Source organism: Achromobacter sp. 1011791174 (genome assembly GCF_059760925.1).
Genome location: NZ_JCBANH010000027.1, coordinates 12789 through 34332 on the forward strand (window position 1 = coordinate 12789; position 21544 = coordinate 34332).

The window sequence follows — 21544 nt, forward strand, 5'->3', positions numbered from 1 at the left end:
GCCATGAAACCTGCCGAACTCACCAACGTCGACCGCATCGCCATTGAACTGGGCCATGCGGGCCGCAACGCCATTCCCTACATCGACGACGACCGCAACGCCGACCGTCCGTTCAAGCTGCAGACCTACCGCCCCTATGGCTACACGCCCGACCGCCCGGTCGTGATCGTGCAGCACGGCGTGCTGCGCAACGGCGACGAATACCGCGACTTCTGGGTGCCGGCCGCCGACAAGCACAAGCTGCTGATCGTGGCGCTGACCTTCTCCAACGAGATCTGGCCCGGCGTCGAAAGCTACAACAATGGCCGCGTGTTCTCGGCCGGCGGCAATCCGCGCCACATCGACGGCTGGACCTACGCGCTGGTGGGCAGCGTGGTGCGCGACCTGATCGCCGCCGAGATCACCGATGGCCAGAACGTGTACCTGTTCGGCCATTCCGCCGGCGGCCAGTTCGTGCACCGGCTGATGAGCAGCCAGTCGCATGCGCCGTTCAAGGCCGTGGCCGCGGGCAATCCCGGCTGGTACACGCTGCCGACCTTCGACCACCCCTTCCCCGAAGGCATGGCTGGCGTCGGCCTGACCGAGGATCACCTGGTCAAGCTGCTGGCCTATCCCATGACCATCCTGGCCGGCGACCAGGACATCGCCACCGACGATCCCAACCTGCCCTCGGAACCGGCCGCCATGCGCCAGGGGCCGCACCGTTTCGCGCGCGCGCAGAACTACTTCGAGGCCGGCCGCAAGGAAGCCGAGCGCCGCGGCGTGCCGTTCAACTGGACGCTGCAGGTCGTGCCCGGCATCGGCCACGACGGCCGCGCCATGTCGGCGGTCTGCGCCAGCCTCTGGTTCGATGGCCGCATGCCCGACGACGCCGAGCTGGCCCGCCTGGCCGGCCAGCAGGTCGCCTGATCGTTCCCTTTCCGCCTAGCCGACACCCGATACCGCCATGTCCTCGACCCTCAGCACCGAACAGCTCGTCTCCGGCATCCAGTCCTGGCTGCTTTGCGAGTCGCCCTCCAACTATCCCGACGGCATCGCCGCCATGGCCCGCATCATCGCCGGCCAGGCCGAGGCCGCCGGCCTGAAAGTGGAACTGTCCGACATCGGCCCGGACACCGGACCGCTGCTGTACGCCACCAACCGCGCCGACGGCGACGACCGTCCCGGCATCCTGATCCTGGCCCACATGGACACCGTGCATCCGGTGGGTACGCTCAAGGACAACCCGGTGCGGATCGAGGGCGACCGCCTGTACGGCCCGGGCAGCTACGACATGAAGGCCGGCATCTACCTGGCCCTGTCGGCGCTGGCCACCGTGGCCCGCCCCGGCGACACGCGCCTGCCCGTGGACTTCCTGGTGGTGCCGGACGAAGAGACCGGCAGCCATGCGTCGCGCGCCCACATCGAGCGCTACGCCGCCAACGCCAAGTACGCGCTGGTGTGCGAGCCGGCGCGCGCCAACGGCGGCAAGTGCGTGACCGCGCGCAAGGGCACCGGCATGCTGAACCTGAACGTCAAGGGCCGTCCGGCGCACGCCGGCATGAACCACGACAAGGGCCGCAGCGCCATCCGCGAAATGGCGCACCAGGTGCTGGCGCTGGAAGCCATGACCGACTACGAGCGCGGCATCACCGTGAGCGTGGGCACCATCGCCGGCGGCACCGTCACCAACACCGTGCCGGCGCACTGCCGCTGCGTGGTGGACTTCCGTGTGCCCGACATGGGCGCGGCCGAGGACGTGCTGCGCCGCATGCGCGAGCTGTGCGCCGTGGGTCCGGACGTGGAGCTGGACATCGACGTCGAGCTGAACCGCCCGCCCATGGTCAAGACCGAGGCCGCCGCCGCCCTGCTGGCGCTGGTCCAGGGCTACGCCGAGCGCGCCGGCTTCCTGCTGGAAGACGCGCCCATGACCGGCGGCGGCAGCGACGCCAACTTCACCTCGGCCATGGGCGTGCCCACGCTGGACGGCCTGGGCGCGGACGGCGACGGCGCGCACACGCTGCATGAGTACATCCTGGTGTCGACGCTGGAGCAGCGGCTGAAGTTCTGGGAATTGCTGTTGAAGGAATTGGAGTAGAAGGCCCCCCGAAGCGCTACGCGCTTCCCCCTGGGCGCTTCCCTCAAGCGGGCATGCTGGCGGACCGGCGGAGCCGGATCCGCGGCATCGGGCCTGGGCGAGATCTGACAGATGCGTCGGACACGATCATTTTGCGCCATCGATATCCTATTTTTGTAGGATAAATAGTGCTATAAATGGCGCACTCAGGCTCCGCATCCCTCATCAATATGGGAGACTTCCATGCGTCAAACTCTACGCAAGGCAGGAGGTTCGCTCGTGATGACCATCCCCAAGGCATACATCGACCAGAACGGGCTGCGTGAAGGCTCCCAGGTCGAACTCCACATGTCCGGCCGGCGGCTCACTATCGAACCGCCAGCGCGTCCGCGCTATGCGCTCACCGACCTCCTGGCTGAAATGCCGGATGGGCTGCCCCGAGCCGACGGCTGGGACGACATGCCCGCTGTCGGACGGGAGCGCAACTGATGGCATACGTGCCCAGCCACGGCGATATCGTGCATCTACAGTTTGATCCCGCTGCCGGCAGGGAAATGACGGGTCCGCACTACGGACTAGTCGTCAGCCACAAGGAGTTCAATCAACTTGGACTGGCGATGATCTGTCCGATTTCACAAGGTCAGGCCACCGAACAACGCACTCATGGCACGGTGGTCACGCTGATGGGCACGGGGACCGCGACGACGGGCAGCATCCATTGCCATCAACTGAAATCACTGGATTGGCGCGTGCGGCAGGCCAAACGAAAAGAGTCAGTGCCCGCGTACCTCGTCGATGAAGTCTGGGCTCGGCTTGAAGCGATAATGCGTCCTTGACTCCCGCGCGGCGCATGCCGTTTTCATCCCGCAGGCCCACCATGCCCGACCCTTCCGCCCCCGTCAGCGCCGTTGCCTACGGCCTGGCCACCCTGGCCGCCGATGGCGCCATCCTGGATACCTGGTATCCGCGCCCCTCACTGGCCGATCACACGCCCGCCGGCGGCACCCGCCACCTGACGCCCGAGGAAGCGCGCGCGGCGCTGGGCGAGCATGTGCCGACGGCCCTGGCGCGCGACACGCGTCGCAAGGTCGAGATCGTGGCCGTGCGCACCGCCATCGCCTCGCTGGATGAACCGCCGGCGGACGCGCATGACGCCTACCTGCGGCTGCATCTGCTCAGCCATCGCCTGATCCGCCCGCACGACGCCAACCTGGACGGCCTGTTCAACGTGCTGTCCAACGTGGCCTGGACCTCGGCCGGCCCCTGCCCGGTGGACCAGATCGACGCGCTGCGCTGGCACCTGCGCGCCACCGGCCAGACGCTGGAAATCCGTGGCGTGGACAAGATCCCGCGCATGACCGACTACGTGGTGCCCCAAGGCGTGCGCATCGCCGACACGGCCCGCGTGCGGCTGGGCGCGCACCTGTCGCCCGGCACCACGGTGCTGCATGAAGGCTTCTGCAATTTCAACGCCGGCACGCTGGGCGCGTCCATGGTCGAGGGCCGCATCAGCGCCGGCGTCATCGTCGACGATGGCAGCGACATCGGCGGCGGCGCGTCCATCATGGGCACCATGTCCGGCGGCGGCAAGCAGGTGGTATCGATCGGCAAGCGCTGCCTGCTGGGCGCGAATTCCGGCATCGGCATCTCGCTGGGCGACGACTGCGTGGTCGAGGCCGGCTGCTACATCACCGCCGGCACGCGCGTGCTCACGCCCGAGGGCGCGGTGGTCAAGGCGGTGTCGCTGGCCGGCCAGCACGGGCTGCTGTTCCGCCGCAACTCGCAGACCGGCGCCGTCGAGACGCTGGTGCGCACGGCCGCCTGGGGCACGCTCAACCCGGCGCTGCACAGCGGCCACTAGGCCGCAACGGATCACTCGGGCGGCGCGGCAAGCGCCAGATGCGATTCCTTGCGAATCAAGCGCGCCGCATCAAGCAGCAAGCTTCAGGCATCAAGTCGCAGGCATCAGGCGCCCGGCGCGATCGGCGCGAACGGAAAATGCCGCAGCTCGCCGCGCGCGGCGATCAGCGCGGTGGACTCGGGCACTTCCTCCCAGGCATCCGCCATGTCGGTCAGCGGTTCGGACAGCAGCAGGAAGGTGTCGTCGCCCAGCGCCGCGATCTGCGGATCGTCGGGATACAGCTGGCGCAGGTGCTGCACGCAGGTGTTGTGGAACAGCGTGCGCGACTCGCGCTCGCTGGAATAACGCACCGCGATCATGCGCTCGCCGTCCAGCGCGCACACCGTCATGTTGATGGGCTGCGCCACGCCATGGCGGCGCCCGGTCTCTTCCACCGCCCCCACCATGCGCGCCAGCGCCGGCAGCGGGTCATCCTCCAGGCCGAAGCTCAGCGCCAGCAGGAACATCAGCTCGGAATCGGTCGACCCTTCAAGCGAGCCGAAATACGCCGGCGCGATCATCAGCATCAGGTCGCGCCGCAGCAGCGGAAAGTCGCGGATCAGGCCGTTGTGCACGAACAGCCAGTTGCCATGGCGGAACGGATGGCAGTTGGTTTCCTGCGCCGGCGTGTCGGTGGCGGCGCGGATGTGCGCCACGAACAGCGAGGAATGAATGGCGCGCGCGGCCTCGCGCAGGTTGCGGTCGTTCCAGGCCGGATGCACGCTGCGGTAGCGGAACGGCGGTTCCAGGGAGCCGTCTGGCGCCGGGCGGGCGTACCAGCCCAGCCCGAAGCCGTCGCCGTTGGTGGTGGTGGCGCCCAGGCGCGCATGCAGGCTCTGGTCGATCAGGGAATGGCGCGCCTTGAACAGCACGCGCTCCATCTGCAGGGGACTGCCGGTGTAAGCGAGCCAGCGGCACATGAGATGCTCCTTCGATACGCGTTCCTTGCGGGCCAGTGTAGGAGCAGGCCGCAATTTTCTACAAGCGCGGCGGGCCGGCGCGCGGCATAGTCGGGGTCTATCCCCGAATCACTCCCCGGAGTCCCGCCTTGCACACGCCCGCCTCTCCCGACGCCCCGCAGATGGGCTTTTCCAGCGACAACATCGCCGGCGCCAGCCCCGAGATCCTGGCTGCGCTGGCGGCGGCCTGCCACGGCCAGGCGCAACCCTACGGCGCCGACGAGGGTTCGGCGCAGGTGCGCCGCCAGCTGGCCGACATCTTCGAGCGCGAGGTCGACGTGCTGCTGGTGCCGACCGGCACCGCCGCCAATTCGCTCAGCCTCTCGGCGCTGACGCCGCCCTGGGGCAGCGTGCTGTGTCATGCGCAAAGCCATATCGCCAATGACGAATGCGGCGCGCCCGAGTTCTTTACCGGCGGCGCGCGCCTGACGCTGCTGGGCGGCGCCGACGCCAAGATCGACCCCGCCCAGCTGGCCGTCGAGGCGCGCCGCAAGGCGGGCGATGTGCATTCGATGCAGCCATCCTGCGTCAGCGTCACCCAGGCCACCGAGACCGGCGGCGTCTACACGCTGGACGAGCTGCGCGCCATCGGCGCCGTCTGCCGCGACGCCGGACTGCCGCTGCACATGGACGGCGCGCGCTTCGCCAACGCGCTGGTCAGCCTGGATTGCAGCCCGGCAGAGATGACCTGGAAGGCGGGCGTGACCGCGCTGTCCTTCGGCGCCACCAAGAACGGCGCGCTGGGCGTGGAGGCCATCGTGCTGTTCGATCCCGCGCCGGCCAAGGCGCTGGCGTTCCGCCGCAAGCGCGGCGGCCATCTGTTTTCCAAGATGCGCCTGCTGTCGGCGCAGATGCAGGCCTATCTGGACGGCGATCTGTGGCTGCGCAACGCGCGCCAGGCCAATGCCATGGCGCGACGCCTGGCGGCCGGCATGGAAGGCCTGCCCGGCGTGGCGCTGCAGGGCCGCGCCGACGCCAACATCCTGTTCTGCCGCCTGCCCGCCGCCGCCATCGACAGCCTGCTGGCGCAGGGCTTCGGCTTCTACCATGACCGCTGGGGCCCGGGCATCGTGCGCCTGGTCACTTCATTCGCCACGCGCGAACAGGACGTGGATCACTTTCTATCGGCGCTGCGCGCCGCCGTGGCGCGCGCATGACGTTGCCCGCATGAGACCGCCTGCATGGCGTTGCCTGCCTATGCCGCGCCGCCCGGCTGATAGGCCGATGGCGGCGCGCCATAGGCCACGCGGAAGGCGCGGTTGAAATGGCTCTGGTCGTAGAAGCCTACCTCGGCCGCGACCTGCGCCACGCTCAGGCCGGACCCGGCCAGCGCCGCGCAGGCCCGCTCCAGCCGCAGCCGCACCAGCCAGGCATGCGGCGTCAGCCCGAAGGAATGCGCGAAGCGGCGCAAGAACTGGAAGCGGCTCAGGCCGCATAGCGCCGCCAGGTCTTCCAGGCCGATCTTCTCGCTCAGGCGCTCCTGGCAGTAGTCCAGCACACGGCGGCGGTGCTCGGCCGACAGGCCGCCCTTGACCGCGCGCGGCGCCGCCGCGCCGCTGCGCGCGAACAGCGCGGCCATGACGGCCAGCGACGCTTCATCGCGCGCCATCGGCGTGGCGGACGCGTCGGACATCCAGGCGCCATGCAGCGCCATCAGCCGCTGCGCCAATCCCGCATCCTCGATCAGCGTGGCCAGGAATCGCTCCTCGCCCGCGCCGCCCGCCACTTCGCGCAGAAAGCCGCGCATCAGCTCCGGCGCGATGCGAAAGGTCTGGAGCGTATGGGAAAGGCCATAGTCGGAAACGCCCGCGCCGTCATGGATTTCACCCGGCGGCATCAAGGCGACGGCGCCCGGCCCCAATAGCACGCTGCGACCGCGAAAGCTCTGCCGCTGCACGCCCTGCGTCACCAGCCCGATGTGATAGTCCACGTGATAGTGGCGATCGAACTGGAACTCGGTGATCCGCGCCTGACCCAGCACCATGCCGGGCATGCCGGGTACGGGATGGTATCGAACGACGTCCTTCATGGCGGGAATGAAATAGGCGGATGGCAGCGGGCAAGACCACAGGTATAACGCCGAAGCCGGCGCGCGTCATGTAATTTCTTGCACGCCCCCGCCCCAGGAAATCCACCCATCACGCCCCAAGCGGGAAAACACCGGACAGGCGACCAGCCCACAACAGCGCGCAGCGAGCCCACCCCGCCAGCACAACCCCAACGCCAGGAAAACCACTCGCCCCGCAACGACCGGGGCTGCACGGATCCGGCTCCGCCGGTCCGTAGCAGCGCCCCCCTGGGGGGGAAGCGCCCCCGGCGCTTCGGGGGGGATCCTATAATCTTCCCATGATCCCGGTCTCACTTCCTGGCGGCAATTTCTACGTGCTGATGGCGGTCTCCCTCGCCTGTCTGAGTACCCTGCTGACATGGCTGGCGGTGCTCGCCACCAGTCGAGGCGCGCGCCATTGGCTCGGCGGCCACCGCCGGCTGGGAACGATCCTGATGACCGCGCTGGCGCTGCTCGGCGCCATCTTCCCCTATCAACAGCTGGGCCAGTGGCTGGACGCCGAGCGCGACGCCCAGGCCGACGCCGGGCGCCGCAGCGTGTTGAACCAGCCCACCCGCGTCGCCGGCGTGGACATGCCCGCCGGCACCGTGCTGCGGCTGGCCACGCCGGGCGAGCTGTCAACCTTCGATCGCGCCCGCTTCCCCGAGGGTCAGCCGGGCCTGATCCATGGCCTGGAAAGCACTGGCCTGTATCGCTACGCGGCGACCGCCCGGCAGCCGGAAACCCTGTCCGTGGAGATCGCCCGCGACCAGGCCCAGGAGGGCTGGCTGTGCGCCCACGGCCACCGCGTCGAATTCGTCATGCTGGGCGGCCAGCCCCGTTTCGCCAGCTGCCATCTGGCCATCGGCAATCAGCTGGACCGGCAGCCGGTGCCACCGGGCACGTGGATCCAGGTGGACCCGGCCGTGCGCGGACAGCCGATAGAACAGGCGGGCGCGGGCGCGCGCTGGCTGTTGCGCACGGAAGGCAGCGAGCCCATGGAGGTGGAGCGGCTGTCGCTGCTGAAGCTGGAACTGCGGCTGGATGCCCGCCGCCAGCTGCTGGGTTTCGAGGGGCTGCTGTCGCGCGAGACCGCGCTGGGCGACATGACCTATCCCGCCGGCACCCGGGTGCTGTCCGGCGGCCTGCGCGCGGCCGGCGCCCAGCCCGGCGACCTGCTGTTCTCGGCCTCGCGCGGGCGCGTGGCCCGACGCGCCGGCGGCACGGACGTGGCGGCCGGCAGCTCGGTGCTGCAGGCGCCGGACGGCGCGGTGCGCGCGGTCCTGTCCAACCGCGATGCCGGCGTGCTGGATGTGGCCGCGGTCCGGGTCGGGCCCTAGGGCGCCGCCCCTCGCGGACGCCCGCAAGCCACCCCTGGCCGCTCCGCCGCCGGCGCGTTCGCGCCCCTCCCGCCGGTCCGCGACGCGGCAATCCCGGCCCTGCAGCAAAGCGGTGGGATAATAGCCAGCTTTCCCCCACGCGCCGCCCAGCGGGCGGCGGTTCCGTCCTGCTCATTGATAGAGACGAAGTCATGGCCGTTAACCTGCAGATCCCCTCCGAGTCCGAAATTTTCCCTGTTGCCGGCGTTGAAATCGGCGTTACCGAGGCCGGCATCCGCAAAGCCAACCGACGCGATCTGACCGTGTTCCGCTTCGCGCCCGGCACCAGCGTGGCGGGCGTGTTCACGCGCAACCGTTTCTGCGCCGCGCCGGTGCAGGTCTGCCAGGCCCATCTGGCCGCCGGCGGCCCGATCAGCGCGCTGGTCATCAACACCGGCAACGCCAACGCCGGCACCGGCGACGAAGGCCTGCAAAAGGCCAAGGACACCTGCGCCGCGCTGGGCAAGCTGCTGGGCGTGCCCGCCGCCGAAGTCCTGCCCTTCTCCACCGGCGTCATCCTGGAGCCGCTGCCGCTGGACCGCCTGGTCGCCGGCCTGCCCGCCGCCATCGCCAACCTCGGCCCGGACCACTGGTTCAGCGCCGCCCACGGCATCATGACCACGGACACGCTGCCCAAGGTCCATTCCAGCAAGGTTCAGATCGGCGGCAAGACCGTCACCTTCACCGGCATCAGCAAGGGCGCCGGCATGATCCGACCCAACATGGCCACCATGCTGAGCTTCCTGGCCACCGACGCCGGCATCGCCCAGCCGCTGCTGGGCAAGCTGGCCCGCGAGATCGCCGACGCCTCGTTCAACCGCATCACGGTCGACGGCGACACGTCCACCAATGACTCCTTCATCATCGCCGCCACCGGCAAGTCCGGCGTCGAGGTGAACGCCGAGTCCGATGCCGACTACGCCGCCGTGCGCCAGGCCCTGACCGCCGCCGCGCTGGAGCTTGCGCAGAAGATCGTGCGCGACGCCGAAGGTGCCACCAAGTTCATGACCATCCGCGTCGAGGAAGCCGGCAGCACCGAAGAAGCGCTGAAGGTCGCCTACGCCGTGGCGCACTCGCCGCTGGTCAAGACCGCCTTCTTCGCTTCGGACCCCAACCTGGGCCGCATCCTGGCCGCGGTGGGCTACGCCGGCATCGACGACCTGGACGTCTCGAACATCCGCCTGTGGCTGGACGATGTGCTGGTCGCCGTCAACGGCGGCCGCAATCCGTCCTACCAGGAAGCCGACGGCCAGCGCGTCATGAAGCAGGCCGAGATCGCCGTGCGCATCGCTCTGGGCCGCGGCCAGGTCAGCGACACCGTCTACACCTGCGACTTCTCGCACGAATACGTGTCGATCAACGCCGATTACCGTTCCTGATCCACCCGCGCGCCGGCGCCGACCGCGCCGGCGCGCCATGCATTGAAACCAGTGGCTGCGTCCTACCCATCGCTCGTCACTGACTCCGCGCCAGCCAGCGGCATCACTGTTGGCCGGCGACAGGCGACACCCGATGGGTGGCGCGCGCCCGGCGGCTCCCACGAGCGATCCGGGCGGCGCCTATCCGAAGACAAACGCGGACGCGCCGCGGCCCGATGGCCGCAGGCCCGTCAGCCCATCCAAGGACCACAACCGTGACCGCAAACGAATTCACCACCCTGATCCAGCGCGCCGAGCGCGTGCTGGCCCAGCTCGAAGCCTGGCTGCCGCCCGCCACGCCCGAAATCGACTGGACCGCCCATGCCTACCGCTGGCGCAAGCGCGGCGCGCGCGGCTGGCTCGACTCGGTGCGCCACGTGGCCCGCATCGACCTCGACGACCTGCAGCACATCGAGCGCCAGAAGAACGTCATCGACCGCAACACGCAGCAGTTCATCGAGAAAAAGCCCGCCAACAACGTGCTGATGACCGGCGCGCGCGGCACCGGCAAGAGCTCGCTGGTCAAGGCCATGCTGGCGGCCTACGCCGATCGCGGCCTGCGCCTGATCGAAGTGGACAAGTCCGACCTGGGCGACCTGGCCGACATCGTCGAGCTGGTCGCGGGCCGGCCCGAGCGCTACATCGTGTTCTGCGACGACCTGTCCTTCGAGGAAGGCGAGGCCGGCTACAAGGCGCTGAAGTCGGTGCTGGACGGCTCGGTGGCCGCCTCGGGCGACAACGTGCTGATCTACGCCACGTCCAACCGCCGCCACCTCATGCCGGAATACATGAGCGAGAACCTGCAGGCCAAGCACCAGCCGGACGGCGAAATCCATCCCGGCGAAACGGTCGAGGAAAAAATCTCGCTGTCCGAGCGCTTCGGCCTGTGGCTGTCGTTCTATCCCTTCAAGCAGGACGACTACCTGGACATCGTCTACCACTGGCTGCGCGAGCTGGGTTGCCCGGAACAGCACATCGAGCCCTCGCGCACCGAGGCCCTGCAATGGACGCTGGAGCGCGGCTCGCGCTCGGGACGCGTCGCCTACCAATTCGCCCGCGACTGGGCTGCCCGTCATGTCTGAAAAAATCGTCGATGTCGCCGCCGGCCTGATCCTGCGCCCGGACGGCAAGCTGCTGCTGGGGCAGCGTCCCGAAGGCAAGCCCTGGTCGGGCTGGTGGGAACTGCCCGGCGGCAAGCTGGAGCCCGGCGAGACCGTGCTGCAGGCGCTGGCGCGCGAACTGCAAGAAGAAATCGGCATCCGCGTCACGCAATCGCGCCCCTGGGTCACCTATGTGCACGTCTATCCCCACACCACGGTACGGCTGGCGTTCTGCCACGTCACCGGCTGGGAAGGCGAGCCGCGCGGCCTGGAGAACCAGCGCCTGGAATGGGTGGACCCGGCGCGCGCGGCCGAGGTCGGCGACCTCCTGCCCGCCACGCTGCCGCCGCTGCGCTGGTTGCAGCTGCCGACCCGCTACGGCATCAGTTCCATCGGCTCGCGCGCGGGCCTGCCGGCTTTCCTGGGCCGGCTGGACGCGGCGCTGGCGCGTGGCGTGAAGCTGGTGCAGCTGCGCGAGCCGCAATGGCCCGACGGCCCCGGCGCCGCCTCGCTGCATGAAGCGCTGCTGCAGGTGAAGCAGCGCTGCCACGCCGCCGGCGCTCGCCTGCTGGTCAACAGCATCCATCCGGCCGCCTGGTGGAAGGAAGCCGACGGCGTGCACCTGCGCGCCGCCGACGCCGCCCGCCTGGACGCGCGCCCGGCGCTGCCCGAAGGCGCGCTGGTCGGCGCATCGGCGCACGACAACGTCCAGGTCACGCATGCGCGCGATCTGGGCGCCGACTTCGCCGTGCTGGGTCCGGTGCTGGACACGCCCAGCCATCCCGGCGCGCCGACGCTGGGTTGGGAAGGCTTCGTGGCCGGCAACCGCGACGCCGGCCTGCCGGTGTATGCGCTCGGCGGCCAGTCCGAGCAAACCGTGTCGCAGGCGCTGCGCCATGGCGCGCACGGCATCGCGGGCATACGCGGACTCATCTGAGTAAGTCCGGGACGTCCGCGCGCGCGCGCGGCGTCCCCGGCCTGCTTCACCCCTCGGTAGACCACAATAGGCAGGCCTCCCTGGTCTTGGCTACAACGGAAGTGCGCCATGCACATCCCGAGGAGCACGCCATGACACTCAAATCCCGCTACAAGATCCGCCCCACCCCGACCATCGCCCTGCAGGAACCCCCGGCCAGGCCCGCCGCCGGCAACCGCCAGCGCCCCACCGCAACCGCCGACAACTCCTGGGACGCCTGGTTCGACGGTGAATCCGTCACCGCCGACTTTCTTGTCGATCGCGACCAGCCGACGGACGACGCCCGATGACGCTGCGGTTCGTGCTCGATACGAACATCTGCATCTTCGCCATCAAGAACAAGCCGGGCGCCGTGCGGCAGGCGCTCAACCGGCGGCCAGGCCAGCTGTGCGTAAGCGCGATCACCGCGATGGAACTGCGCTACGGCGCTGAAAAATCAGCAACCCCGGCCCGGAACCATGCCGTCATCGACGGATTCCTGAAACGCCTGGAAGTGCTGAACTATGACCGCGCGGCAGCCGCGCACGCCGGCCGACTACGGGCGGAGCTGGCGCGAGCCGGCACGCCCATCGGCCCCTACGATGCAATGATCGCCGGCCACGCCCGCTCTCGGGGTTTTGTGCTTGTCACGAACAACACTCGCGAGTTTTCCCGTGTGTCCGGGCTGCGGCTGGACGATTGGACACAGTGACGTTCGATCACGGCGCCGGCTGACTGCCCCGAAAGCGCAGTGTCAACTTTCGCTCGGCCAAAACCAGGAACAGGCATCGACGGTCAGAATCTGCCGCCGCCAGGGCAGTCGTCCCCGTGGCGGATAGCCGTCGCAGCGCTGTCGTGTCCCTGTCGCACCCATGTCGTGCCCGTGTCGTATCCCTGAGCGGTCCTTTCGGCTACCTTGGCAGCTCCGAACCAATGGAAGCCGAACCATGTTGATTCAAAAGCTGCGCCTCAAGCGTGGCTGGTCCCAACAGCAGCTGGCCCAGGCCAGCGGGCTGAGCGCCCGGACCATCCAGCGCATCGAAGCGGGCCAACCCGCGAGCGTGGAAACGCTCAAGTCCATTGCCTCGGTTTTCGAAGTCGACTTTTCCACCCTGAACGCAGAGGAAACGAATATGGACACGACCATGACGGCCGCCGACGAGGCGGAACGGGAAGCCTTCGCCCATGTCCGCGAATTGCGCGGTTTCTATGTGGCTTGCATGCGCTACATATTGATCGCGGTGGCGCTGTTCGCGATCAACCTGCTGACATCGCCCCACAACATGTGGTCTTACTGGGCGATGCTGGGCCTGGGACTGGCCCTGGCGGCGCGCGCCGTCCGGGTCTACGCGCCCTGGCGGCTGTTCGGTCCGCAATGGGAAAAAGCCCAGGTGGAAAAGCGGCTCGGACGGCCGCTGTGACGACTGCCGGACCGGGCCATGCCCGGTCCGTCCTTGTACCGTCGGGCCCTCAGTCGATCTTGTAGTCCATCCACGACGCGACCATCTCGCGCAACCCGCCGCCCTCGTCGAAGGCCTCGCGCGATCCCTCCGCCTTGTTGCGGCCCAGCTCCAGGATGTACATATAGTCCGAAATCTCGGCGCAGCGGCGCACGTTCTGGTCCACCAGCACCACCGTCATGCCTTCGTCCGCGAAACCCCGGATCAGCGCATAGATCTCCTTGGAAATCCGCGGCGCCAGCATGGCGGTCGGCTCGTCCAGCAGGATCACCGACGGCTCGATCAGGAGCGCGCGACCGAACTCCACGAAACGCTGCTGGCCGCCGCTCATGCTGGACACCGGATCGTCGCGCTTCTGCGCCAGGATCGGAAAGCGCTCATACACCGACTCGATACGCCGGCGCACGCGCGCCTTGTCCTGCCGGAACGGCCAGCAGCCCAGCAGCAGGTTGTCATGCACCGACAACTCGCCGAACAGGCTGCGATGCTGCGGCACGAAGGCCACGCCATGGCGCGCGCGCTCGTGCGAAGGCTGCGCGCTGATGTCCTGCCCGCGTAACGTGATGCGGCCCGTGCGCGGCGGCAGGAAGCCGAACAGCGTCTTGAGCACCGTCGACTTCCCGGCGCCGTTAGGTCCGATCACACCCGTGACCTTGCCCTGCCGGGCCTGCACATTCACGCGGTTCAGAATGGTGATGTCGCCGTGATAGGCCACGGTCACCTCTTCCAGCGCAAGCACTGCGTTGCTCATATCCGTCGCTCCTCTGCGCCGCGCGCAGTTCAATCCAATCCGATCCGATCCAACAGGACGCCGCCCTCGCACGAGCCCGGCGCCCCTCATCCGAGATAAACCACCCGCACCCAATAAAAACCGCCCTCACTCAAGCGGGGCCGCACGGATCCGGCTCCGCCGGTCCGTAGCGGCGCCCTCTAGGGGGAAGCGCCGCAGGCGCTGCGGGGTGGGCTCTACTCGCCGAGATATGCCTCGACCACTCGCGGATCGTTCCGCACATGGTCGGCATCGCCCTCGGTCAGGATCGCGCCTTCGTTCATGACAATGATGTGGTGGGATAGCTGGTAGATCGAGGTCAGGTCATGCGAGACCAGCACCACCGAGCAATCGTGCTCGACCGGCAACTCGCGGATGACCGAGATCAGCAGCTGCGCCAGCGCCGGGTTGACGCCGGCGAAGGGCTCGTCCAGCAGCACCACCTTGGGCCGCGCGACCATGATGCGCGCCAGCTCCACCAGCTTCTGCTGGCCGCCGGACAATTCCTCGGCGTAGTTGTGCCGCAGCCGGTGCAGCTCGACCTTGCGCAGCCAGTATTCGGACTGGGCGTAGCGCTCGTCGGCGCTGCGCCCGGTCTGCTGCTGCGCCACGTCCAGGTTGTCCAGCAGCGTCAGCTGGCGGAAGATGCGCGGCACCTGGAAGGTGCGCCCCACGCCCAGCCGCGCCACTTCATGGACCTGGCGGCCGGCGATATCGCGGCCATCCAGCTCGATGCGGCCCTCGTCCGGCGTGTAGATGCCGTTGATGCAGTTGAGCATGGTGGTCTTGCCCGACCCGTTCATGCCGATGACGCCCAGGATCGCGCCGCGCGGCACATGCACATCCACGCCTTGCAGCGCCACCAGGCCGCCGAAACGCTTTTTCAGATTGCTGACTTTCAACATGGCGGATCTCCTAGCGCAGCGCCTGGCGGCCGAACAGCCCGCTGGGCCGCACGAAGATCATGGCGACCATGAGCGTGAAGCCGCAGATGGTGGCGATGGACGGATTGAAGAACACCACCGACACCTGCTCGGTGACGCCGAACAGCAGCGCGCCGACCAGCGCCCCCACCGGATGGCCCAGGCCGCCCAGCACGATGACGATGAAGCCGATCAGCGTGTAGTCGTTGCCCATGAACGGCGAGAAGGACGGGAACACCATCGCCACCAGCACGCCGCTGGCCGCCGCCAGGCCGATGCCCAGGCCGAAGGCCACGGCCGACAGGCGCTCGGCGTTGATGCCGACGATGCGCACCGCGTCGCGGTTCATGATGATGGCGCGCAGCGCTTTGCCCAGATGCGTGCGGTACAGGAACAGGGCCAGCGCCGCCACGATGGCCAGCGCGATGCCCAGCGCCAGCAACCGTACCGTCGGGACCAGCACCGGGCCGAATTTCAGGAACACCGGCTCGATCTCATAGGGCAGCGAGCGGGCGTCGGCCTCGAAGGCCAGCAGCATGATCGCGCCCAGCATGATGGACACGCCGAACATCAGCAGCAGCGAGCTGATCTCCGGATCTTCGGCCTTGGACAGCCTCGGGATCAGCACGAAGTACAGCAGATAGCCGGCCAGGAAGAAGACGGCGAAGGCCAGCGGCAAGGCCAGCAAGGGGTTGATGCCCAGGTACTCCAGCAGATAGAAGGCGAAATAGGCGCCGAGCACGAGGAACTCGCCGTGCGCGAAGTTGACCACGCGCAGCACGCCGAAGATCACGTTCAGCCCCACGCCGATCAGGCCGTAGATGGCGCCCAGGATCAGGCCGTTGATCAGCCCTTGGATAATCAGTCCGGTCATGTCGAATCCCTCAGGCGATGTAGCGGCGCAGTTGCGGCTTGCGCTTGATCAGGCTGCCGACGATGCCGCGCGGCAGGAACAGCATCAGCAGCACGATGATCAGGCCCAGCAGCAGCAGGTTCACCACCGGGAATTTCTGCCAGATCAGGTGATCGATGCCCAGCAGCGCCAGCGTGCCGGCCACCGGCCCGAGCACGGTGCCGAAGCCGCCGGCCATGGCGTAGATGATGCTCTTGGCCGTGATCAGCACATGGAACGCGTATTCAGGATCGACCACGTTCGTGTACCAGGCCTCGATGCCGCCGGCCAGCGCCGGGAACAGCGCGGCCAGCAGCCAGGCCTTCAGCCGCGTGTTGGGCACGTGGATGCCGACGCAGGCGGCCGCGCCGTCGTCGTCGCGAATGGCCTTGAGCGCGCGCCCCAGGCCCGACGCGGACAGCCATGTCACCACGGCCAGCGTGGCGCCCATGACGGCCAGCATCGCGTAGTAGCTGTGGGCGGGATTGTTGGCGTTGGACAGGATGATGCCCATGCTGCCGCCGGTGAAGGACTGCGGCAGGTTGGAGATCACCAGCTTGACGATGGTGGCCAGCGCCAGGCTGACGATGCCGAAATACACGCCGCGCAGCCGCAGCGTGGGCGCCAGCAGCAGCGCGATCGCCACGCCCGTGCCGCCGGCCGCGAGCAGCGACGGCAGGATAGGCCAGCCCAGGATCTTGTAGCAGATGCCGGTGGCGTAGGCGCCCACGCCGTAGAACACCACGTAGCCGAACGGCAGGTAGCCGGTGAAGCCCACGCAGATGTTCATGGCGCTGGCCATGGTGATCCACAGCATCAGATAGAACGCGAACGAGATGTTCGACGTCGCGGCGGGGACCAGGGCCAGGCTGATGGTCAGCGCGGCAAAGACGGCGATGGCGATACGGGTGCGTAGCCGCTGCGCGCGCTGATCCTGCGCGCGATGCGACGCCGCGCCCGCCGCCAGGGCGGGACTGCTGCTCATGGTGTCTCCTCCGGGCCGCTCGGGATCGGCGGCCACATTTATTTGGAGGCGATTATGAACAGATAAAACTATAACTGCAAGTTAAGGACTAACCCTTATCCAGTCCCTTATTTGCTCCCGGAAAGGCCTCTTCCAGCACGCCGCGCAGCTCCTTGATGAACTGCTGCGCGATGCGCGAAGGCTCCCGGTTGCTGGCATAGACCGCCGAGATATTCAGCGGAATACGCTCCTGGAGCGGCACGATGACCACGTCCGGCATGGTGTTCTGCATGACCGTGAACTCGTCCACCACCGCGATCCCGACGCCCGCGTTGACCAGGGCGCAGGCCAGCTGGCTCCAGGGCACATCGGCGCACATGTTGCAGGGCAGGCCAGCCTGCTCGAAGGCATTCAGCACCAGCATCCCGTAGGGCATGCGGGTGCCGACGATGATGTGCGGATGCGGCGACAGATCAGCCAGGCTGACCACCTCGCGCCCGGCCAGGACGTGTCCGCGCGGAATGGCCGCCACCATGCGCCCCACATGCAGGGGCTCCGACACCAGGAAGGGATGATCGGCCTGCATCACCACCAATCCCAGCTCGGCCTCGCCCTGCAGCACGTCGGTGATCAGGCTGGGCAGCGCGGTCGTGCCCAGGCGCAGCAACAGCTCGGGGTGACGCTGCTGAAAGCGCGCCACGGCGCGCGGCACCAGGTACTGCGCCAGACTGGGGATGGACGCCAGGCGCAGCACGCCCGTGCCGTGTTCGGCCAGCGCGTCGGCCAGATCATTGACCCGCTGCATCATGCGCTGCGTCTTCTCGATCTCCTCGAACAGGCTCTGCACCTGCACGGTCGGCTGCAGCCGCCCCCGCACCCGCTCGAACAGCGTCACCCCCATCGCTTTCTCGGTGTGGGCGAGCATGCGACTGACGGCCGGCTGGGAAATATTGAGCAGCCGGGCGGCGCCGCTGATGGATCCGGCCATCACCACGGCCCACAACATTTCGGTCTGTCGGTAATTCAATTTACTCAAGGCGTGCACTCCATGCCTATTTGTTATACGCTACTTCCCGTATTGCGCAAAAACTGCCCAATACCGCTCGCGATCTGTCCCCAAGACCAGGTCCGGGATCGCATATTTATAACGATTGGAGACATCCCATGTTTGGCAAATCCTGGCTGTACCGCCTGCCCGCGCTGGCCCTGGCCGCCGCGGCGCTGACGCCGTCCCTCGGCGCCGCCCAGACTTCCGACAAGCTGCGCATCGGCATGACGGTATCGTCCACCGGCAGCTTCGCGCTCGCCTCGCAATCCGGCGTGCGCGGCGTCGAGCTTTGGGTCGACGACGTCAACCGCCGTGGCGGCATCGAGATCAAGGGCAAGAAATACCCCGTCGAACTGGTCAAGCTGGACGACCGCAGCGACAAGCAGATGGTGACGCGCGTCTACGAACGCCTGATTGTCGATGAAAAAGTGGACCTGGTGTTCGCGCCTTTCGGTTCCACGCTGACGGCCGCCGCCGCGACCGTCACGGAACGGCTGGGCAAGTACATGATGGTCTGGTCCGCCGCCAGCGACGACCTGTACCGCCAGGGCTTCAAGAACATGGTGTCGGGCACGCAGATGCCGGTGTCGGCCATGCTGCGCGCCAACATGGAGATGGCCGCCAAGCTGGGCGTCAAGAAGGTCGCGCTGCTGTACTCGGACGAGCCCTTCCCCGCGGGCCTGGCCGAGGGCGGCAAGGAGCAGGCCACCAAGAACGGCATGCAGGTCGTGATGTTCGAGAAGTACCCCAAGGGCCAGAAGGACTTCAGCACCATCCTGCAGAAGGCCCGCGCGTCCGGCGCCGAGGCGCTGGTGCCGACCTCCTACGAGGGCGACCTGATCAGCATGACGCGCCAGATGAAGCAGCTGGACATCAACTTCCCGTACGTCTTCATGGTGTACGCGTCCACGCCGCAATTCCAGGCCATCGGCGCCGACGCGGACTACATCTACAGCCACACCAACTACCATCCCGCGATCAACTGGAAGGTCAACGCCGGCCTGACGCGCGAGCAATTCGCCACGTCCTATGACCGCCTGTTCCCCAAGGCCGAGTTCCCGCCCGATTTCCAGACCGCGCTGGCCTACGGCGCGGGCGCGCTGACCGAAGAGATCGTCAAGCAGGCGGGCAACACCGACGCCGCCGCGCTCAAGAAGGCCTCGCTGGACCTGTCCGGCAAGCTCACGGTGATGGCCGGCCCCTACGCCATCGACGAGACGGGCAAGCAACTGCAGATGCCCTTCCCCGTCGTGCAGCTGCTGCCGGGCAAGCAGATGGCGCCCGTCTGGCCTGAAGACGTGGCCACCGCCAAGCCGGTCTACCCCATGCCTGCCTGGAACAAGCGCTGATCGCGCGCATCGCGCCGGGCCGCGCCGCGCGCGCGGCCCGCGCACCAACCCGAGGAAAACATGTCTGACATCGCATTTGCCACGCTGAGCGAACTCGCCCTGGGCCTGGCCGAGGGACGCCACAGCTCGGTGGAGTTGGCGAAGCACTTCCTGGACCGCATCGACCGCGCCAATCAGGCGCTGCACGCCTATGTGAGCGTGGATGCCGACAGCACGCTGCGCCTGGCCGAGGCCGCCGACGCGCGCCGCCGCGCCGGCTACGGCCTGCTGGGCCCGCTGGACGGCGTGCCCGTGGCCATCAAGGACCTGTGCGACATCGAAGGCCAGATCGCCACCGCCGGCTCGCAGGCCTGGCGCCAGCGGCGCGGCACGACCACCTCGACCGCCGTGGCCAGGCTGCTGGCGGGCGGCATGGTGCCGCTGGGCAAGCTGCACATGGTCGAGTTCGCCTTCGGCGGCTGGGGCACCAATCCCGTGATGGGCACGCCGCGCAACCCCTGGGATCTGGAACACGCGCGCATTCCGGGCGGCTCGTCCAGCGGCTCGGGCGTGGCCGTGGCCGCCGGCCTGGCGCCCGCCGCGCTGGGCTCCGATACCGGCGGCTCGGTGCGTATCCCGGCGGCGCTCAACGGCGTCACCGGCCTGAAGACCACGCGCGGGCTGATCAGCCTGCATGGCGCGGTGCCGCTGTCCGGCACGCTGGACTCCATCGGTCCGCTGACGCGCGATGTGCGCGACGCCTTGCTGCTGACGCAGGCCATGGCCGGCGCCGATCCCAGGGATCCGCTCACGCAGGGCGTGCCGGCCTTCCAGATGCCGGGGACGCCCGCCGGCGCGCGGCCCCTGCGCGGCATGCGCATCGCCATGATGCCGCCCGCGCAATACCCGATCGAGGTCGATGGCGCCGTGCTGGCCGCCCTGGATGACACGCGCCGCGCGCTGATCGAACTGGGCGCCGAGGTGTGCGAAACGCCCTTCCCGTTCGACTTCCACGACATGATGTTGCGCAATGGCCTGATCATCGCCGCCGAAGCCTACGCGCTGCACCGCGAGTACATCGAGGACGCTTCCCTGCCTTTCGGCAAGCATGTGCGCGCCCGCGTGCTGGCGGGCAAGGCCACGGGCGCGGCGGACTATGTGCTGGCGCTGCAGGCGCACGCCCGCGCCTGCGCGGCCTGGGCCGAATGGATGCGCGGCGTCGACGCGCTGCTGACGCCCTGCCTGCCCTTCGCCGCCTGCCGCCTCGAAGACGTCGACGAAACGGCGACGCCGCTGGCGGCCTTCACGCGCGCGGGCAACTATGTCAACGCGTCCGGCCTGGCGCTGCCGGCCGGTTTCACCGCCGACGGCCTGCCCGTCGGCGTGCAACTGCTGGGCCGCCCCTACGGCGAGGCCGCCCTGGGCCGTATCGGCATGGCCTTCCAGGCCGCCACGGACTGGCACTTGCGCCGTCCGGATCTCGGCGCGGTCGGGCTCTAGGCGCGGACGGAGCTGGCGCCCGCGCGCTTCGCGGGCGGGCCGCTCAACCTTCGATCGGGTCATGTCGACGCGGGCGTTCGTCGATTCGCGGATTCCTCTTTAGAATTCAGCAGATGACCACGAGCGCCGGCGCGCCACGCCGCCGCGCGCTAGCGGCCCGCCACATCGAAGGAATGCGCCCATGTCCCGACGCGAGAAAACCGAACGCCAGATCCTGCAGGCCCTGGAAGAACAGATCCGGGAAACGGGCATGGGCGGCGTCGGCATCAACGCCATCGCCAAGCGCGCCGGCGTCAGCAAGGAACTGATCTACCGCTACTTCGACGGCATGCCCGGCCTGATGCTGGCCTGGATGCAGGAACAGGATTTCTGGACGCGCAATCCCGGCCTGCTGCTGTCCGACGAGGCCAGCCAGCGCACGCCGGCCGACCTGGTGCTGTCCATGCTGCGCGCACAGGTCGAGGCGCTGGCCGGCAACGACACCTTGCGCGAAGTGCGGCGCTGGGAGCTGATCGAACGCAATGAGGTGTCGGCCCCGCTGGCCGAGCGGCGCGAACGCGCCGCGCGCGACTTCATCGACCGCATCGACGGGCTCAGTCCCGGCCTGGACGCGCCCGCCGTGGTCAGCGTGATGCTGGCCGGCGTGCTCTACCTGACGCTGCGCGCCAAGACCGAAAGCCATTTCCTGGGCCTGCCGCTGCGCGAACCGGAAGGCTGGCAGCGGATCGACGCGGCGCTGGCGCACCTGGTGTCGGGCGGCTTCCCGGAGGCGCTGCGCAGTGCTTCGCTGGCCGAGCTGGAGGCGGAACGCAAGCCGTCCGCCGCGCCCGACGCCGAACGCTGATC

Annotated in this window: 23 protein-coding genes; 16 read left to right on the forward strand and 7 right to left on the reverse strand. The window is 68.4% G+C overall.

All coding sequences use genetic code 11. From position 1 onward, the window contains the following. Positions 1-3: 3 nt before the first annotated feature. From AC6LJ5_RS12135 to dapD, 5 genes are all read left to right on the forward strand, one after another. Entirely contained in the window at positions 4-909 is a 906-nt protein-coding gene (locus AC6LJ5_RS12135; RefSeq protein ID WP_103272169.1) for a prolyl oligopeptidase family serine peptidase, read from the forward strand. A gap of 37 nt (positions 910-946) precedes the next feature. Beyond that, entirely contained in the window at positions 947-2077 is a 1131-nt protein-coding gene (locus AC6LJ5_RS12140; protein ID WP_498140590.1) for a M20 family metallopeptidase, read from the forward strand. Between the two features lie 222 nt (positions 2078-2299). Then, positions 2300-2545, forward strand: a complete 246-nt coding sequence (locus AC6LJ5_RS12145) for an AbrB/MazE/SpoVT family DNA-binding domain-containing protein (RefSeq protein ID WP_103272167.1) — start codon at positions 2300-2302, stop codon at positions 2543-2545. After that, positions 2545-2892, forward strand: coding sequence for a type II toxin-antitoxin system PemK/MazF family toxin (locus AC6LJ5_RS12150; RefSeq protein WP_103272166.1), 348 nt, complete (start codon positions 2545-2547; stop codon positions 2890-2892). Before AC6LJ5_RS12145 ends, AC6LJ5_RS12150 begins: the two co-directional genes overlap by 1 nt. Positions 2893-2933: 41 nt before the next feature. After that, the gene (dapD, locus tag AC6LJ5_RS12155) at positions 2934-3917 is read left to right on the forward strand and encodes a 2,3,4,5-tetrahydropyridine-2,6-dicarboxylate N-succinyltransferase (RefSeq protein WP_498140591.1); all 984 of its coding nucleotides are present in this window, start codon (positions 2934-2936) and stop codon (positions 3915-3917) included. Positions 3918-4021: 104 nt separating this feature from the next. On the opposite strand, the gene AC6LJ5_RS12160 is transcribed toward dapD, so the two are convergent. Next, the gene (locus AC6LJ5_RS12160; protein ID WP_103272164.1) at positions 4022-4876 is read right to left on the reverse strand and encodes a class II glutamine amidotransferase; all 855 of its coding nucleotides are present in this window, start codon (positions 4874-4876) and stop codon (positions 4022-4024) included. A 128-nt stretch (positions 4877-5004) separates the two neighbouring features. On the opposite strand from AC6LJ5_RS12160, the gene AC6LJ5_RS12165 reads away from it, so the two are divergent. Further along, the gene (locus AC6LJ5_RS12165) at positions 5005-6072 is read left to right on the forward strand and encodes a threonine aldolase family protein (protein ID WP_233772685.1); all 1068 of its coding nucleotides are present in this window, start codon (positions 5005-5007) and stop codon (positions 6070-6072) included. 38 nt (positions 6073-6110) lie between these two features. Here the strand turns inward: AC6LJ5_RS12165 and AC6LJ5_RS12170 are convergent, their stop codons facing one another. Beyond that, a complete protein-coding gene (locus AC6LJ5_RS12170) occupies positions 6111-6944 on the reverse strand; it encodes an AraC family transcriptional regulator (RefSeq protein WP_103272163.1) in 834 nt (277 codons plus the stop codon). A 317-nt stretch (positions 6945-7261) separates the two neighbouring features. Between AC6LJ5_RS12170 and AC6LJ5_RS12175 the strand changes: the two genes are divergently transcribed. From AC6LJ5_RS12175 to AC6LJ5_RS12205, 7 genes are all read left to right on the forward strand, one after another. After that, on the forward strand, positions 7262-8302 hold the full coding sequence (locus AC6LJ5_RS12175; RefSeq protein ID WP_103272289.1) for a hypothetical protein: 1041 nt from the start codon (positions 7262-7264) through the stop codon (positions 8300-8302). Positions 8303-8493: 191 nt separating this feature from the next. Then, positions 8494-9720 (forward strand): bifunctional glutamate N-acetyltransferase/amino-acid acetyltransferase ArgJ, encoded by a 1227-nt coding sequence (gene argJ / locus AC6LJ5_RS12180; protein WP_392409223.1) that lies wholly within the window; start codon positions 8494-8496, stop codon positions 9718-9720. Between the two features lie 254 nt (positions 9721-9974). Further along, the gene (locus AC6LJ5_RS12185; protein WP_103272287.1) at positions 9975-10841 is read left to right on the forward strand and encodes an ATP-binding protein; all 867 of its coding nucleotides are present in this window, start codon (positions 9975-9977) and stop codon (positions 10839-10841) included. Next, the gene (locus AC6LJ5_RS12190) at positions 10834-11796 is read left to right on the forward strand and encodes a Nudix family hydrolase (protein ID WP_498140592.1); all 963 of its coding nucleotides are present in this window, start codon (positions 10834-10836) and stop codon (positions 11794-11796) included. Before AC6LJ5_RS12185 ends, AC6LJ5_RS12190 begins: the two co-directional genes overlap by 8 nt. Positions 11797-11927: 131 nt before the next feature. Next, the gene (locus tag AC6LJ5_RS12195) at positions 11928-12125 is read left to right on the forward strand and encodes an AbrB/MazE/SpoVT family DNA-binding domain-containing protein (protein ID WP_498140593.1); all 198 of its coding nucleotides are present in this window, start codon (positions 11928-11930) and stop codon (positions 12123-12125) included. After that, on the forward strand, positions 12122-12526 hold the full coding sequence (gene vapC / locus AC6LJ5_RS12200) for a type II toxin-antitoxin system tRNA(fMet)-specific endonuclease VapC (protein WP_103272285.1): 405 nt from the start codon (positions 12122-12124) through the stop codon (positions 12524-12526). The genes AC6LJ5_RS12195 and vapC overlap by 4 nt, the downstream gene beginning before the upstream one ends. Before the next feature lie 235 nt (positions 12527-12761). Continuing rightward, entirely contained in the window at positions 12762-13235 is a 474-nt protein-coding gene (locus AC6LJ5_RS12205; protein WP_103272284.1) for a helix-turn-helix domain-containing protein, read from the forward strand. A 49-nt stretch (positions 13236-13284) separates the two neighbouring features. On the opposite strand, the gene AC6LJ5_RS12210 is transcribed toward AC6LJ5_RS12205, so the two are convergent. The 5 genes from AC6LJ5_RS12210 to AC6LJ5_RS12230 all read right to left on the reverse strand — a co-directional run bounded on the left by AC6LJ5_RS12210 (position 13285) and on the right by AC6LJ5_RS12230 (position 17867). Then, positions 13285-14025: a branched-chain amino acid ABC transporter ATP-binding protein gene (locus AC6LJ5_RS12210; protein WP_103272283.1), complete on the reverse strand. Its 741-nt coding sequence runs from the start codon at positions 14023-14025 to the stop codon at positions 13285-13287. Positions 14026-14240: 215 nt separating this feature from the next. Continuing rightward, complete coding sequence (locus tag AC6LJ5_RS12215; protein ID WP_103272282.1) at positions 14241-14948, reverse strand: ABC transporter ATP-binding protein; 708 nt, start codon at positions 14946-14948, stop codon at positions 14241-14243. A gap of 10 nt (positions 14949-14958) precedes the next feature. Next, on the reverse strand, positions 14959-15840 hold the full coding sequence (locus tag AC6LJ5_RS12220; RefSeq protein ID WP_103272281.1) for a branched-chain amino acid ABC transporter permease: 882 nt from the start codon (positions 15838-15840) through the stop codon (positions 14959-14961). 10 nt (positions 15841-15850) lie between these two features. After that, on the reverse strand, positions 15851-16843 hold the full coding sequence (locus AC6LJ5_RS12225; RefSeq protein WP_103272280.1) for a branched-chain amino acid ABC transporter permease: 993 nt from the start codon (positions 16841-16843) through the stop codon (positions 15851-15853). Between the two features lie 88 nt (positions 16844-16931). Continuing rightward, positions 16932-17867, reverse strand: a complete 936-nt coding sequence (locus tag AC6LJ5_RS12230; RefSeq protein ID WP_212317213.1) for a LysR family transcriptional regulator — start codon at positions 17865-17867, stop codon at positions 16932-16934. 119 nt (positions 17868-17986) lie between these two features. Between AC6LJ5_RS12230 and AC6LJ5_RS12235 the strand changes: the two genes are divergently transcribed. From AC6LJ5_RS12235 to AC6LJ5_RS12245, 3 genes are all read left to right on the forward strand, one after another. Further along, positions 17987-19219 (forward strand): amino acid ABC transporter substrate-binding protein, encoded by a 1233-nt coding sequence (locus AC6LJ5_RS12235; RefSeq protein WP_103272278.1) that lies wholly within the window; start codon positions 17987-17989, stop codon positions 19217-19219. Positions 19220-19279: 60 nt separating this feature from the next. Beyond that, the gene (locus AC6LJ5_RS12240) at positions 19280-20698 is read left to right on the forward strand and encodes an amidase (protein ID WP_498140594.1); all 1419 of its coding nucleotides are present in this window, start codon (positions 19280-19282) and stop codon (positions 20696-20698) included. A 181-nt stretch (positions 20699-20879) separates the two neighbouring features. Next, complete coding sequence (locus AC6LJ5_RS12245) at positions 20880-21542, forward strand: TetR/AcrR family transcriptional regulator (RefSeq protein ID WP_498140595.1); 663 nt, start codon at positions 20880-20882, stop codon at positions 21540-21542. Positions 21543-21544: the final 2 nt, after the last annotated feature.

Excerpts from the sequence above, each read along its gene's own strand:
- AC6LJ5_RS12170 (WP_103272163.1), bottom strand. The coding sequence starts at position 6,944 with ATGAAGGACGTCGTTCGATACCATCCCGTACCCGGCATGCCCGGCATG.
- argJ (WP_392409223.1), top strand. The coding sequence starts at position 8,494 with ATGGCCGTTAACCTGCAGATCCCCTCCGAGTCCGAAATTTTCCCTGTT.
- vapC (WP_103272285.1), top strand. The coding sequence starts at position 12,122 with ATGACGCTGCGGTTCGTGCTCGATACGAACATCTGCATCTTCGCCATC.
- AC6LJ5_RS12210 (WP_103272283.1), bottom strand. The coding sequence starts at position 14,025 with ATGAGCAACGCAGTGCTTGCGCTGGAAGAGGTGACCGTGGCCTATCAC.
- AC6LJ5_RS12195 (WP_498140593.1), top strand. The coding sequence starts at position 11,928 with ATGACACTCAAATCCCGCTACAAGATCCGCCCCACCCCGACCATCGCC.
- AC6LJ5_RS12150 (WP_103272166.1), top strand. The coding sequence starts at position 2,545 with ATGGCATACGTGCCCAGCCACGGCGATATCGTGCATCTACAGTTTGAT.
- AC6LJ5_RS12240 (WP_498140594.1), top strand. The coding sequence starts at position 19,280 with ATGTCTGACATCGCATTTGCCACGCTGAGCGAACTCGCCCTGGGCCTG.
- AC6LJ5_RS12145 (WP_103272167.1), top strand. The coding sequence starts at position 2,300 with ATGCGTCAAACTCTACGCAAGGCAGGAGGTTCGCTCGTGATGACCATC.
- AC6LJ5_RS12220 (WP_103272281.1), bottom strand. The coding sequence starts at position 15,840 with ATGACCGGACTGATTATCCAAGGGCTGATCAACGGCCTGATCCTGGGC.
- AC6LJ5_RS12160 (WP_103272164.1), bottom strand. The coding sequence starts at position 4,876 with ATGTGCCGCTGGCTCGCTTACACCGGCAGTCCCCTGCAGATGGAGCGC.
- AC6LJ5_RS12225 (WP_103272280.1), bottom strand. The coding sequence starts at position 16,843 with ATGAGCAGCAGTCCCGCCCTGGCGGCGGGCGCGGCGTCGCATCGCGCG.
- AC6LJ5_RS12245 (WP_498140595.1), top strand. The coding sequence starts at position 20,880 with ATGTCCCGACGCGAGAAAACCGAACGCCAGATCCTGCAGGCCCTGGAA.
- AC6LJ5_RS12205 (WP_103272284.1), top strand. The coding sequence starts at position 12,762 with ATGTTGATTCAAAAGCTGCGCCTCAAGCGTGGCTGGTCCCAACAGCAG.
- AC6LJ5_RS12135 (WP_103272169.1), top strand. The coding sequence starts at position 4 with ATGAAACCTGCCGAACTCACCAACGTCGACCGCATCGCCATTGAACTG.
- AC6LJ5_RS12235 (WP_103272278.1), top strand. The coding sequence starts at position 17,987 with ATGTTTGGCAAATCCTGGCTGTACCGCCTGCCCGCGCTGGCCCTGGCC.
- AC6LJ5_RS12140 (WP_498140590.1), top strand. The coding sequence starts at position 947 with ATGTCCTCGACCCTCAGCACCGAACAGCTCGTCTCCGGCATCCAGTCC.
- AC6LJ5_RS12215 (WP_103272282.1), bottom strand. The coding sequence starts at position 14,948 with ATGTTGAAAGTCAGCAATCTGAAAAAGCGTTTCGGCGGCCTGGTGGCG.
- dapD (WP_498140591.1), top strand. The coding sequence starts at position 2,934 with ATGCCCGACCCTTCCGCCCCCGTCAGCGCCGTTGCCTACGGCCTGGCC.
- AC6LJ5_RS12190 (WP_498140592.1), top strand. The coding sequence starts at position 10,834 with ATGTCTGAAAAAATCGTCGATGTCGCCGCCGGCCTGATCCTGCGCCCG.
- AC6LJ5_RS12175 (WP_103272289.1), top strand. The coding sequence starts at position 7,262 with ATGATCCCGGTCTCACTTCCTGGCGGCAATTTCTACGTGCTGATGGCG.